The following is a 12,984-nucleotide window of genomic DNA, read 5'->3' as shown; positions in this document are numbered from 1 at the left end:
ACCGCGATGGTGGCACGCCCACCATTCAGCGGTCACGCGGAAGCTTCTTTTCCTCACGCAGTACACCCAGCGCGGAGAGCGTCATCAATACCGCGACCAGCGCGCCGCCGGCAAACACCACGTGCGAACCGAACAGCGACAGCCCCTTGTGCACCCAGGCAAAGGTCAGGTCGGCGCCACGATAGACCACCGTGTCGATCGCCGCGCCGGCCTTGTAGCGCCATTGCCGGTCAACGCGCGTATAGATCGTCTCGCGCGCCGGCTTGCCCAGCGAGAACTCGCTGGCGCGGGTCATCACCTGCACCACCGCCACCATTAGCGGAAACGGCGAGGCAGCCAGCACCGAGAAGCCGATGATGATCGCAAGGCCTGGAATCAACAGTGCCGGCGCAATGCCGAAGCGCGAGAGCAGCCAGCGGGTCAGCCCCAGCTGCACCACCAGGGTCAGCGCATTCACCCCCAGATCGATGCGCGAATAGAACGCGGTGCTGGCCGCCGGGTCGGCGATCAGGCGGCGCGCGATGGATGCCTGTTCGTTGTACAGCATCGTGCCGACGCCCACGCCGAACACCACCAGCAATGCCAGCCAGCGCAGCAGGGGCTCGCGCACGATCAGCTTCAGGCCATCCATCACATTGCCGCCCATCGGCTGCTCACCGTCGACCAGTTGCTGTTCGTGCTCGCGCTGCACGGCCCACGGCCGCAGCCGCCAAATGCAGAACAGGCAGATCGACAGGAAGCCGGTCGAGACCAGCATCAGGTTGGCGATTCCCACGCGCTGCACCAGGGTGCTGGTGATGATCGGCCCGAGGAATGCGCCCACCGTGCCGGCCGCGCCGATATAGCCGTAGTAGGCGCGCGCCTGGGCGTTGGAGAACACGTCGGCCATGAAGCTCCAGAACACCGCTACCGCGAACAGGTTATAGACAGCGATCCAGAAGAAGAACGCCATCCCCCGTCCCGGCACGCCGGCGTTGAACATCGCGTAGAACACGAGCAGGGTGACGATGAAGAAGCCATAGACCAGCGGCAGGAATAGCCGCCGCGGATATCGGCTGACCAGCCAGCCGTACAGCGGTTGCAGCACCAACATGATCACAAACACGCAGGAGAACAGGAACTGCAGGGTGAAGTCCTTCAACGGCACACCATGTCCGGCAAACCAGTCAATCAGTGCCCGCGGAAACAAGGTCTGCATGTCCGACGAGGCCGCCATGGCCTCGCGCACCGGGCGCAGCACGTAGTAGCCGCTGAGCAGGCAGAAGAAGTACAGGAACGACCACCACAGCGCCGGCGACTCGCGCAGCGCTGCCAGCAGCCGCCCGATCGGGCCGGCGCCTCCGGAAACGCTCATACGGCACCCCGGACATGCGGGTGGCGACAGGACGGCGGCATCGGGAACTCCGGGGGCTCGGCAGAGCGCGTAAGTTATCTAATGCACTGCAACATCGCCAGTGCGGCTGGCCCCAGCCGTGCACAACAAGTCGTTCTATTCTGGCCAGACCGGCAAGGGGGAGCTCTGTGAAGGAATTCGACTACATCATCGTGGGTGCGGGTTCGGCCGGTTGCGTACTGGCCAACCGCCTCAGCGAGGATCCGGGCTGCCAGGTGCTGCTGCTGGAAGCCGGGGCGCGCGACTGGAATCCCTTCATCCACATGCCGGCGGGCCTGGCCCGGCTGGTCAACAACCGGCGCCTCAACTGGAACTACGCCACCGCGCCGGAACCGCAGCTGCTCAATCGCCGCCTGTGGTGGCCGCGCGGCAAGGTACTGGGAGGTTCCAGCTCGATCAACGCCATGTGCTACATACGGGGCGTGGCCGCCGACTACGATGGCTGGGCCGCGCACGGCGCCCAGGGCTGGGACTGGGCCAGCGTGCTGCCGTACTTCATCGCCAGCGAGCACAACCAGCGCGGCGCCGATGCACTGCATGGCGATGCCGGGCCGCTGCATGTATCGGATCTGCGCCACCACAACCCGCTCTCGGCCGCGTTCGTTGAAGCTGGCCAGCAGGCCGGTTTCGCCCTCAACCCCGATTTCAACGGCACCGTGCAACAGGGGGTGGGCTTCTACCAGGTTACGCAGAAGGACGGCGCCCGCTGCTCCTCGGCGACGGCCTACCTGGTTCCGGCGCGGCAGCGAACCAACCTGCACGTGGTCACCGGCGCCTGCGTGCAGCGGCTGCGCATCACCCGGGGCCGGGTGTGTGGGGTCGACTATCGCAGCGGTGGCCACCAGCACTATGTGCAAGCCGGCAGCGAGGTGCTGCTCAGTGCCGGCGCGGTGAACTCGCCGCAGCTGCTGATGCTCTCCGGGATCGGTCCGCACGCCGAACTGCGCCGCCACGGGATCGCCGTTGTCGCGGACCGGCCGCAGGTCGGCGCCAACCTGCAGGACCATCTGGATATCTGCACGCTGTACCGCACCGTGCCCGGCGTCAGCTACGACCGCATGAGCGAGCTCAAGATCGCGCTGGACTATTTCCTGCGCGGGCGACGCGGCGCCGGCACCAGCAATATCGCCGAAGCCGGCGGCTTCCTGCGCTCGCGCTTCGCGCCCGATGCGCGCGCCGATATCCAGCTGCATTTCGTGCCGGCCATGCTCGACAACCACGGCCGCCACCGTCTGCCTGGCCACGGCTACACCCTGCACGCGTGTCACCTGCATCCCCGCAGCCGCGGTCGCATCTCGCTGGGCAGTGCCGACCCCGCTGCCCCGGCACGCATCCAGGCCAACTATCTCGGCGATGCCGGCAGGTTCGATCTGCAGATGATGCTCGAGTGCGCCCGGCTCTCGCGCCAGATCCTGCGCCAGCCCGCGTTCGACCGCTGGCGCGGCGCGCCGCTGTTTCCCGCCCGCGAGGATCTGGACGCCGCCGGGCTGGAAGCTTTCATCCGCAGCAAGGCCGAAACCATCTACCACCCGGTCGGCAGCTGCCGCATGGGCGCCGATGACGAGGCGGTGGTCGACCCGCAGCTGCGGGTGCGCGGCGTGGCGGGGCTGCGGGTGATCGATGCCTCGGTGATGCCCACGCTGGTCAGCGGCAACACCAACGCGCCCACCATCATGATCGCCGAGCGCGCCGCCGACCTTGTCCGCGGCCGCGCCCGGTGAACCTCACCCGGTCTGCAGCAATGCCGGCAGCGGGCAATGCAGCACGCCGCAGATCATCCGCAGCAGTTCGGCTTCGGCCACGGTGACCCGCTGGTTGTGGCCGATGGTGGCGGTGACCGCCTCCACCACGATCTGCTTGGCCAACGGATCGAGCGCATCCAGGGGTGCCCATACCGCATCCAGGGCCAGCACCCCGGCCGCCGGCGGCGCATAGGGCAGGTGATCGCGCGGCAGGATGTGGCCCAGCCCGGCCAGATAGGCGTGCTGCGCCTGTTGTGGCGCGCCGGGGTTGCCGGCCTGCGCCACCACCGCCAGCAGCGTGGCGAACTCCTGGCGTACGCTGGCGGTCTTGCGCCGGCCGAAGTGCACATGCCGCGACGGATCCAGCGCCGCCTGCACCTGGACCTGCAACAGCTGCGAAAGACAGTATTCGAACAGTGACACCCGGCCGTCGGCACGCGTCAGCGCGCCGATGCAGTCATGGAACTGCTGCAGCTGTGGCCGCGGCAGACTGCGCAAGGCCGGAAACGCCAACGACGCCAACGGCAGCCGCAACGCCGGATGCAGCCCGCGCAGGCCGCCGTCGTGGATCGACAGCATCGCCGTGGTGGCCGCCTCGCCCATTGCCGCTGTCACCTGCCCGCGCTGTCGCGCCGCCACCCCCGGGTCGGCATCGAGCAGCAGCGCCATCAGCAACGGCATCGCCGAGCTGCGGTCGCGCGCCAGCCCCTGCAGGGTTTCAGGCAGGCTGCCGGCCAGCTGCATCGCGCGGCGACAGTCGTCGTCACCGGGGCTGGCCACCTGCGCGACCACCTGCTGCGGCTGCAGCCCCGCACTGTCGCCGGCGAAGGGCAACGGCGGTGGCACCGGTCCGGCATGCGTGAGGCCGGCATCGAGCCCCATCAGCCGGTCCTCCTGCAGCCCATCCGGCGGCGTGGCCGCCCACTTTCCGCGCAACTGCTGCAACTGTTCGCCATTGAACGAGGGGTCCAGGCGCCGGATACGTTCGACCAGTGGCGGGTGCGTGGCAAACCAGCTGGAAAAGCCACGGCCCTCGCCAAACAGCATATGGCTGACTTCTTCCACGCCGGCACGGTCCTGCAGTTGCGAGCCTTCAGCCATCCCGCCGATTTTCTTCAACGCCCCGGCCAGCCCCTGCGTCTGCCGGGTGAACTGCACTGCCGAGGCATCGGCCAGCAACTCGCGCTGGCGACTGACCGCCGCCTTGATCAGGCGCCCGAAGAACACCCCGATACTGCCGATCACGATGCCGACGATGCCGGCCACCAGCAGCGCCACCAGCGGCCCGGCATTTCTCCCTCCGCGCAGCCGCGAACCGGCGCCCATGTGCATCAGCAGGCGCTTGCCGATCACGCTGAGCATCAGGATGCCGAACAGCAACCCCATCAGCCGGATGTTCAGGCGCATGTCGCCATTGAGGATGTGGCTGAACTCGTGGGCGATCACCCCCTGCAGTTCATCGCGGTTCAAACGCTCCATCGCCCCGCGCGTCACCGCGATGGCCGCATCGGCCGGCGAATAGCCGGCGGCGAACGCATTGATGCCCGGCTCGTCGGCGAGCACGAACAGCTTGGGCACCGGCACGCCGGAGGCGATGGCGATCTCTTCGACCACGTTGCGCAGGCGCCGCAGCGCCGGATCGTCCGTATCCTCCGGCACCCACACCCCACCGAGCTGGGCGGCTACCAGCGCGCCGCCGCCGCGCAACTGGGTGATGCGGAACAACGACCCCAGCCCGATCACCGCCAGCGTGGCCACGGTCGCAAATCCGAGCATCCGCGGATCCGGCCCGGTCACAACCGCCACGGCCAGATCCACCGCCAGCAAGATCGCGACCACCGCCGCGGCAAACAGCAGTACCAGCCGGGTTGAACTGCGACGCGCCTGCGCCTGGTGTTCAAAAAAATTCATGCGCCCTCCCCTGCGCCTGCGACCGGCCGCAGCGCGGCCGATCCGACCAATGGCCGCCCGTTGTCAGAACTGGACCTTCGGCGCCTCGCGCACCTGCGCGCGCTTTTCCAGCGGGATATCCAGCAACGCGGCCGGCGCGAAATTGAAGCTGTTGGCCAGCACGCTGGCCGGGAACATCTCGCGGCGGTTGTTGTAACCCATCACCGCATCGTTGTAGGCCTGACGCGCGAACGCCACCTTGTTCTCGGTGCTGCTCAACTCTTCGCTCAGCTGCATCATGGTCTGGTTGGCCTTCAGGTCCGGATAGGCCTCGGCCACGGCCATCAGCCGGCCCAGCACCCCGTTGAGCTGCCCTTGCGAGGCGGCCAGTTGCGCCATCGCCGCGGCATCGCCCGGCGCGGCCTTGGCGGCAGCGAGCCCGGCCTGGGCGCTGCTGCGCGCGGCGATCACCGCCTCCAGCGTCTGCCGCTCATGGCTCATGTACGTGCGTGCAACTTCCACCAGGTTGGGAATCAGGTCGAAGCGGCGCTGCAACTGCACGTCAATCTGGGCAAAGGCGTTCTTGTAGGCGTTGCGCGCCTGCACCAGCGTGTTGAACAACCCTACAGCCCAGCCGATGACGACCACGACCAGCACCAAAAACACCAGCAGTATCAAAGTGATGCCCATTCATCTTCTCCCCGTTTGTGCAATCGTGAAAAGCGGCGCTAGAATCGCCGGCAGCAGTAGCTTACAGGCACCGATCACGATGAAAGACAACAGCAGGCGCCGGCGCATCCGTCCGGTGGCATCGGCGTTGCTCGGGGTACTGATGCCCTTCGCATTGTCGTCGACCGCGCAGACGACGCCGCCCGCCGCATTGACCGAGACGCCGGCCCGCTTGCCGGTGAACCTTGAAAATGCGCCGGTGCAGTCGCCGACGCAGCCGATGGCGTATCGCACTGCCCTGCGCGCCGATCAGGTGCAACCGCTGGCCGCCGGCTTCGATGTGGCCATGTTCGAATCCATGGCGCAGCAGCTCACCTACGGCGCACGCGTTCCCGGCATGGCGGTGGCCATCGTCCAGGGCGGGCGCGTCCTCAGCGCGCGCGGCTACGGTGTCACCGACATCAACAATCCACAGCCGGTGGACGCCCACACCGTGTTCCGCCTGGCCTCGCTGTCCAAGGCGTTCGCCGGCACCATGGCCGGCCTGCTGGTCAACGACGGTGCGCTGCGCTGGGACAGCAAGGTCACCGACTACGTGCCCGGCTTCCAGCTCAGTACGCCCGAGGCCACCGCGCAACTGACCGTGGCCGATGTGCTCAGCCATCGCGTGGGCCTGCCCTACAACGCCTACGACCGCGACATCGAAGCCAACGCCGACTACTACAGCCTTACCCACAAGCTCGCGGCCACTCCGCTCAAATGCGCGCCGGGCGAGTGCTACGCCTACCAGAACGTCGCCTTCAGCCTGATCGGCGACGTGGTGTACGCCGCCTCCGGCAGTTTCTACGAGCAGGCCGTTGAACGCCGCCTGCTCAAGCCGCTGGGCATGGACGATGCCAGCCTCGGCCTGGCCGGCATCCAGGCCAGTTCGCGCTGGGCACGACCGCATGTGCGCAGCCGCAATGGCTGGGTGTCGCTCAATCCCAAGCCCACCTACTACCGCGTCGCACCGGCCGCCGGGGTCAACGCCAGTGCCAGCGACATGGCGCAGTGGCTGCTGGCCCATACCGGCCATCGCCCCGACGTGCTGCCGGCACCGCTGCTGGCCACCTTGCATGCGCCACTGGTGAGCACGCCCGGCGAAATGCGCTCGGGCTGGCGCCGTGATCGCCTCGACTCGGCCGGCTATGCGCTGGGCTGGCGCGTGTTCGACTATGCCGGCCACCAGGTCGTGTTCCATGCCGGCGCCGTGCAGGGCTATCGCGGTCTCGTCGCGCTGCTGCCCGAGCGTGACCTCGGCATCGCCATCCTGTGGAACGGCGAAAGCAGCCTGCCCAGCGGCCTGCTGCCGACCATGCTCGACCGCGCCATCGGCCTGCCGGCGCAGCGCTGGCTGGACGTGGACACCGACTTTGGCAGCGACAACCTGATGGCCGAAGATGCGGCGCCGGCCCCCCGCAGCAAGGGCGCCTCGGCGACCCGCGCTGTGGCCTCTCCGCACTGACGCGCACAATTGCCGGATGACGAACAAGGCGGCGCAAGCCGCCTTTGTTTTGTCCGCGGCACGGCGGTGGAGCCCACACTCCACCCGACGCGCTCCCATAAAAAAACTCCCTCCCCGCTGGGCACCGGGGAAGGAGTTTCAGTTGCCGCTGTTGAAGCGGGATCAGATCAGCGGTGCGGGGGTCGCCGGAAGAGCAACAGGCGCTACCTTCTTCTTGCGGGCAACCGGCTTCTTCTTGGCAACCTGGGCAACCTTGGCCACCGCCGGCTTCTTGGCCACCACCTTCTTCGCGGTCTTGGCCACGGCCTTCTTGGCGACGGCCTTCTTGGCAACCTTCTTCACCGCCTTTTTGGCCGCGGCCTTCTTGACGACCTTCTTCACCGCCTTCTTGGCGGTGGCTTTCTTGGCGACCTTCTTCACCGCTTTCTTGGCGGTGGCTTTCTTGGCCACGGCCTTCTTGGCGACCTTCTTCACCACTTTCTTGGCCGCGGCCTTCTTGGCGACCTTCTTCACCGCCTTCTTGGCGGTGGCCTTCTTGGCGACCTTCTTCACCGCTTTCTTGGCGGTGGCTTTTTTGGCGGTGGCTTTCTTGGCCACGGCCTTCTTGGCGACCTTCTTCACCACTTTCTTGGCCGCGGCCTTCTTGGCGACCTTCTTCACCGCCTTCTTGGCGGTGGCCTTCTTGGCGACCTTCTTCACCGCTTTCTTGGCGGTGGCTTTTTTGGCGGTGGCTTTCTTGGCCACGGCCTTCTTGGCGACCTTCTTCACCACTTTCTTGGCCGCGGCCTTCTTGGCGACCTTCTTCACCGCCTTCTTGGCGGTGGCCTTCTTGGCGACCTTCTTCACCGCTTTCTTGGCGGTGGCTTTTTTGGCGGTGGCTTTCTTGGCCACGGCCTTCTTGGCGACCTTCTTCACCGCCTTCTTGACCGCGGTCTTTTTCACGGCGGCCTTCTTGGCGACCTTCTTAACGGCGGCAGCCTTCTTGGCGACCTTCTTTACCGCCTTTTTGGCGGCCGGCTTTTTCGCAGCTTTTTTCGTGGCCATGTGATGGCTCCTCGTCAGTGATCTAGGGAGTTGAAGCGCCCAGTTGAAACAAACCCGCAGCGGCTCGCTGCGGAGGACCGCCGGCGCGTCATGCGCGTCGTGACGGATACAGAAACACCCGCAGCGGATTCCGTTGCGGGTGCCATGTCAGCGTTGAAGATCTGTTTTGCGGAAGGAAGCGGTGCCTGCTCCACCATCAAGAGACTCGTGGCGGATTTCCAGGTTGTGCTTCGCGCGTGGATGTTGATCCGGTTCACTCTCTTCCGCAGCAAAGGTCTGCTGGGCGAAACCTAATCACGGTTTTTTTTACTGTCAACCATCTTCGTGCAACTTTTTCATGGCGCTGTCGTCTTGCAGGTCATCGGCGATCTGCGCGCCATACGCCACCATGACGATCGGCGCACGGCCTTGTCATCCAGGAACAAAAGTCCTTTTGCAGAAAAGCACGGTAAATCGTGCGCTTTTTGTTTTCAGCACTTGCTCCCCGGCGCAGCGAACACTCGCACCTGACAGAGGCGCTGCGCTCGCGTCGCAGTCCGCGACGACAGTCGGACATGGCGAAAAAAATTCCGCAGCGACGCATCGTTCCGGCAGCGCAAAACAGGATTTGCGCAAAACTGCGCGGGCTTTTTTACGCCGTTGATGCACGCTGGCACGCGACGCGCGCAGACAACTGGTTTCGTTTCGATGCGCAGCGACCCCGCCTTCAACCGCGATGCAGCTACTGCGATGCGTCGATTCGTTCGCGCCCATCCGGCATTGCATCCCGCATCGATGTGACCGTGGGGATCATCACGCGTCACTGACATCGCCCTTGGCCGCCGGAAACGAAAGCGGCCGCACAAGGCGGCCGCTTCGTTGCCGACAGGAGCTGCCACCTCAGTGGCTGTCTTCTTCCAGCAGCTCGGCGTAATCGTCCGGGCTCAGCAACTCGTTGAACTCGCTGTTGTCCGCCACTTCCACGACGAAGATCCAGCCCTCGCCATAGGCGTCTTCGTTGATCGTTTCCGGCTTGTCGCCCAGCGCCTCGTTGACCTCGACCACCGTGCCGGTGACCGGGCTGTAGACATCCGATGCGGCCTTGACCGACTCGACCACGGCAGCGGCGGTGCCGGCTTTGACCGTGTCGCCGACACCCGGCAATTCGACGTAGACCAGATCGCCGAGCAGGCCCTGGGCGTGCTCGGAAATGCCCACGGTGATGCGGCCATCGCCTTCAACGCGCGCCCATTCGTGGGACTTGAGGAATTTGAGGTCGCCTGGGATCTCGCTCATGAGAACTGCTCCGGAAAACGGTGGTCGGGATGGGGCACTAGTTTAACGAACCGGACGCGAAGTAGTGGCTCCGGTCCGGCAGGAAATGATCAGGCGATCACGCCCGGCTGCGGCTGGCCGTCGCGTACGAACGGGAACTTGACCACGCGCACCGGCACTTCCTTGCCCCGGATGTCCACCCGCACCGCGCCCGGCTCACCGGCCGGCACGCGCACGAACGCGATCGCCTTGCCCAGCGTCGGCGAGAACGTACCGGAGAGGATTTCGCCCTCGCCCTGCGCGGTCAGCACTTTCTGGCCGTGACGCAGCACGCCCTTGTCGTCCATCACCACGCCGAGCATCTGTCGCGCGTTGCCGGCGGCCTTCTGCGCTTCCAGCACGCCGCGGCCGATGAACGCGCGGCCTTCGTCCAGCGATACCGTCCAGCCCAGCGCGGCTTCATACGGGGTGACCGCCTCATCCATGTCCTGGCCATAGAGGTTCATGCCGGCTTCCAGCCGCAGCGTGTCGCGCGCGCCCAGGCCCGCCGGTTTCACCCCGCCCGCCAGCAGCGCGTTCCAGAACGTGACCACGGCCGATTGCGGCAGCAGGATCTCGAAGCCGTCCTCACCGGTATAACCGGTGCGGGCGACAAACAGCGGCACCCCGGCAGCGGACTGCACGTCCATCCCCGCGAAACGCGCCAGCCTGTCCAGCGCGGCGCGGTCGGACCCGGCCACCAGCGCCAGCACCTGCGCGCGCGCCTGCGGGCCCTGCACGGCGATGATCGCCAGTTCGTCGCGCTCGATGACGTCCACGCCGAAGGCCGCGGCGTGCTGGCGGATCCAGGCCAGATCCTTCTCGCGGGTGGAGGCGTTGACCACCATGCGGAACAGGTCCTCGCCCAGGTAGTACACGATCAGGTCGTCGATCACCCCGCCCTGCTCGTTGAGCATGCACGAGTACAGCGCCTTGCCGATGACCTTCAGCTTGTCGATCGAGTTGGCCAGCAGCATGCGCAGGAACTCGCGGCTGCGGGCGCCTTCCAGGTCCACCACGGTCATGTGACTGACGTCGAACATGCCGGCAGCGGTGCGTACGAGGTGGTGCTCGTCGATCTGCGAGCCGTAATGGATCGGCATGTCCCAGCCGCCGAAATCCACCATCTTGGCGCCGAGTGCGCGATGGGTGTCGTTGAGAAGGGTCTTCCGGGTCATCGCCATTCCGCTAGAAATTGAAGGCGGCCATTATCCCAGATGGCAGCGATCAACACCCGCGGCGGCGCATCAGCCGGCCCCTGCGCAGAGGCCGGTGGGCTCAGGCCATCTGCACCTTCAGCACCATCCCATCCACCGCGATCACGCGTACCTGCACCCCTGCCGCCAGATCCGGACCACTGACGTCCCAGAACGCATCACCGACGCGTATCCGGCCACGGCCTTCGACGATCGGCAGCTCCAGCACGAACACGCGACCGACCAGCTGTTCGGCCCGGCGGTTGAGCAGCGGCAATTCACTGGCGCGTGCGTGCGGCCGGAACCAGGTGCGATAGACCTGGATCGAAGCGAAGCTCAGCACCACGAAGGCCACCACCTGCAGCAACACCGATATGCCCGCCACCAGCCACACCCCCACGAACACCAGGGCCGCGGCAAAGCCCATCCACAGCATGAACGCGCCCGGCGCTACCGCCTCGGCCGCGAACAACAGCAACGCCAGTGCGCCCCAGACGACCACCTCGACCCGCATGGCTCAGCCCCCGACCCGCGGTGGCACGCCACGCGCCGCCTTCTTTTCTTCCTGCTTTGCGAATGCCTCGCGCGTCAACTCGGCAACACCGGCAATTGAACCGATGATCCCGCTGGCCTCCATCGGCATCAATATCATCTTCTGGTTGGGCGAGGTCGCCAGTTCCTTGAAGGCTTCGACGTACTTCTGCGCGATGAAGTAGTTGATCGCCTGCACGTCACCCTGCGCGATCGCCTCGGACACCATCTGCGTGGCCTTGGCTTCGGCGGCGGCCAGGCGCTCGCGCGCCTCGGCCTCGCGGAACGCCGCTTCCTTGCGCCCTTCGGCCTCCAGGATCGTGCTCTGCTTTTCGCCCTCGGCCTTGAGGATCTCGGCCTGGCGGAACCCTTCGGCCTCGAGGATGTTGGCGCGCTTTTCGCGCTCGGCCTTCATCTGCCGCGCCATCGAGTCGATCAGATCCCGCGGCGGGGCGATGTCCTTGAGCTCGATGCGGTTGACCTTCAAGCCCCACGGATGGGTCGCCTGGTCCACCGCGACCAGCACCTTGGTATTGATCTCGTCACGCTTGGAGAGCGACTCATCCAGATCCATCGAACCGATCGCGGTGCGGATGTTGGTCATCACCAGGTTGAGGATGGCGATTTCCAGTTGCGCCACTTCATACGCGGCCTTGGCGGCGTTGAGCACCTGGAAATAGACCACGCCATCGACCTTGACCACCGCGTTGTCCTTGGTGATCACGTCCTGGCTGGGCACGTCCATCACCTGTTCCATCATGTTGATCTTGCGGCCGACCCCCTGGTAGACCGGCACCAGGAAATGCAGGCCTGGCGACATCGTATGGGTGTAGCGGCCGAAGGCCTCCACCGTCCATTCATATCCCTGCGGCACCATCCGCACCGCCTTGAACAAAATGATCACGCCGGCAATCACCACCACCAGCGCCAGCAATCCGGTACCGCTGTTCATCAGCCCACTCCCTAGACGATAGATGCGCCGAGTATAGCCAGCGCGGACCGCTGCGGAATCGGCTCAGAAACGGATGCGGCCGCGCAAAATATCGACAAACATCACCCAGTCGCCGGCGAAGGAATAGAACGGATGGCGGAACGTGGCGGGGCGGTTCTTCTCGAAGAAGAAATGGCCGACCCACGCGCATCCATAGCCGCAGGCCAGCGCCACCGGCAGCCAGACCGGATTGCGTTGCACGATCGCCGCCAGCACCAGCAGCAGCACCGCGCAACTGCCGATGAAGTGCAGCCGGCGCGAGGTGCGGTTGCGGTGTTCCTGCAGGTAGAACGGATAGAACTGGCGGAAGCTGGAGAACCGGGCCATGGCCATCCTCGTCGGGGTCGCGTGCACGGCCAGCATAGCGCCGGGCGCGAGCGCCACACGCCGGCCCGTGCGGCCCCCGCTCAGGGGCTGCGCGGCGCGAACATGATCACGGCCATGCCCAACAGGCACAACCCGGCGCCCAGCGCATCCCAGCGCGTGGGCCGCACTGCATCCACCAGCCACAACCACAGCAGCGCGGTGGCGATATAGACCCCGCCGTAGCCGGCGTAGACCCGGCCGCTGGCAGTGGGATGCAAGGTCAACAGCCATACGAAAAGTGCCAGGCTCATCGCCGCCGGCAGTAACAACCACGCGCTGCCCTGCTGCCGCAGCCACAGCCACGGCAGGTAGCAGCCGACGATCTCGGCCAGCGCGGTCAGCATGAACAGCAGCAGGGTTTTCAT

General features: G+C 66.0%; 14 protein-coding genes. 4 read left to right on the top strand and 10 right to left on the bottom strand.

Going from position 1 to position 12,984, the window contains the following annotated elements:
- Window positions 1-25: 25 nt before the first annotated feature.
- The gene (locus QZH66_RS09370; protein WP_305805675.1) at window positions 26-1,354 is read right to left on the bottom strand and encodes an MFS transporter; all 1,329 of its coding nucleotides are present in this window, start codon (window positions 1,352-1,354) and stop codon (window positions 26-28) included.
- 167 nt (window positions 1,355-1,521) lie between these two features.
- On the opposite strand from QZH66_RS09370, the gene QZH66_RS09365 reads away from it, so the two are divergent.
- Window positions 1,522-3,114: a choline dehydrogenase gene (locus QZH66_RS09365; RefSeq protein ID WP_305805674.1), complete on the top strand. Its 1,593-nt coding sequence runs from the start codon at window positions 1,522-1,524 to the stop codon at window positions 3,112-3,114.
- A 3-nt stretch (window positions 3,115-3,117) separates the two neighbouring features.
- Here the strand turns inward: QZH66_RS09365 and QZH66_RS09360 are convergent, their stop codons facing one another.
- Window positions 3,118-5,046 (bottom strand): M48 family metallopeptidase, encoded by a 1,929-nt coding sequence (locus tag QZH66_RS09360; protein WP_305805673.1) that lies wholly within the window; start codon window positions 5,044-5,046, stop codon window positions 3,118-3,120.
- Window positions 5,047-5,109: 63 nt separating this feature from the next.
- Window positions 5,110-5,715 (bottom strand): LemA family protein, encoded by a 606-nt coding sequence (locus tag QZH66_RS09355; protein ID WP_305805672.1) that lies wholly within the window; start codon window positions 5,713-5,715, stop codon window positions 5,110-5,112.
- A gap of 79 nt (window positions 5,716-5,794) precedes the next feature.
- Here QZH66_RS09355 and QZH66_RS09350 point away from each other — a divergent pair, with 79 nt between their 5' ends.
- The gene (locus QZH66_RS09350) at window positions 5,795-7,198 is read left to right on the top strand and encodes a serine hydrolase domain-containing protein (RefSeq protein WP_305805671.1); all 1,404 of its coding nucleotides are present in this window, start codon (window positions 5,795-5,797) and stop codon (window positions 7,196-7,198) included.
- 162 nt (window positions 7,199-7,360) lie between these two features.
- On the opposite strand, the gene QZH66_RS09345 is transcribed toward QZH66_RS09350, so the two are convergent.
- Window positions 7,361-8,242 carry a hypothetical protein gene (locus QZH66_RS09345; protein WP_305805701.1) on the bottom strand — a complete coding sequence of 294 codons (882 nt, stop codon included), beginning with the start codon at window positions 8,240-8,242 and terminating at the stop codon, window positions 7,361-7,363.
- A 30-nt stretch (window positions 8,243-8,272) separates the two neighbouring features.
- Between QZH66_RS09345 and QZH66_RS09340 the strand changes: the two genes are divergently transcribed.
- Window positions 8,273-8,536, top strand: coding sequence for a hypothetical protein (locus QZH66_RS09340; protein WP_305805670.1), 264 nt, complete (start codon window positions 8,273-8,275; stop codon window positions 8,534-8,536).
- A gap of 161 nt (window positions 8,537-8,697) precedes the next feature.
- Window positions 8,698-9,048 (top strand): hypothetical protein, encoded by a 351-nt coding sequence (locus QZH66_RS09335; RefSeq protein WP_305805669.1) that lies wholly within the window; start codon window positions 8,698-8,700, stop codon window positions 9,046-9,048.
- Between the two features lie 73 nt (window positions 9,049-9,121).
- Here QZH66_RS09335 and gcvH read toward each other — a convergent pair whose 3' ends face one another.
- The 6 genes from gcvH to QZH66_RS09305 all read right to left on the bottom strand — a co-directional run bounded on the left by gcvH (window position 9,122) and on the right by QZH66_RS09305 (window position 12,984).
- On the bottom strand, window positions 9,122-9,517 hold the full coding sequence (gene gcvH, locus QZH66_RS09330) for a glycine cleavage system protein GcvH (protein WP_305805668.1): 396 nt from the start codon (window positions 9,515-9,517) through the stop codon (window positions 9,122-9,124).
- 89 nt (window positions 9,518-9,606) lie between these two features.
- On the bottom strand, window positions 9,607-10,713 hold the full coding sequence (gene gcvT, locus QZH66_RS09325; protein ID WP_305805667.1) for a glycine cleavage system aminomethyltransferase GcvT: 1,107 nt from the start codon (window positions 10,711-10,713) through the stop codon (window positions 9,607-9,609).
- 100 nt (window positions 10,714-10,813) lie between these two features.
- Window positions 10,814-11,245, bottom strand: a complete 432-nt coding sequence (locus tag QZH66_RS09320) for an NfeD family protein (protein ID WP_305805666.1) — start codon at window positions 11,243-11,245, stop codon at window positions 10,814-10,816.
- A 3-nt stretch (window positions 11,246-11,248) separates the two neighbouring features.
- A complete protein-coding gene (locus tag QZH66_RS09315) occupies window positions 11,249-12,214 on the bottom strand; it encodes an SPFH domain-containing protein (protein ID WP_305805665.1) in 966 nt (321 codons plus the stop codon).
- Between the two features lie 63 nt (window positions 12,215-12,277).
- Window positions 12,278-12,580 (bottom strand): DUF962 domain-containing protein, encoded by a 303-nt coding sequence (locus QZH66_RS09310; RefSeq protein ID WP_305805664.1) that lies wholly within the window; start codon window positions 12,578-12,580, stop codon window positions 12,278-12,280.
- An 80-nt stretch (window positions 12,581-12,660) separates the two neighbouring features.
- Window positions 12,661-12,984: a YnfA family protein gene (locus QZH66_RS09305; protein WP_305805663.1), complete on the bottom strand. Its 324-nt coding sequence runs from the start codon at window positions 12,982-12,984 to the stop codon at window positions 12,661-12,663.

Source organism: Stenotrophomonas sp. YIM B06876, from assembly GCF_030711595.1.
In the GTDB taxonomy this organism is placed as follows: Bacteria; Pseudomonadota; Gammaproteobacteria; order Xanthomonadales; family Xanthomonadaceae; genus Stenotrophomonas.
This window is presented reverse-complemented; position numbering and strand designations above follow the sequence as displayed.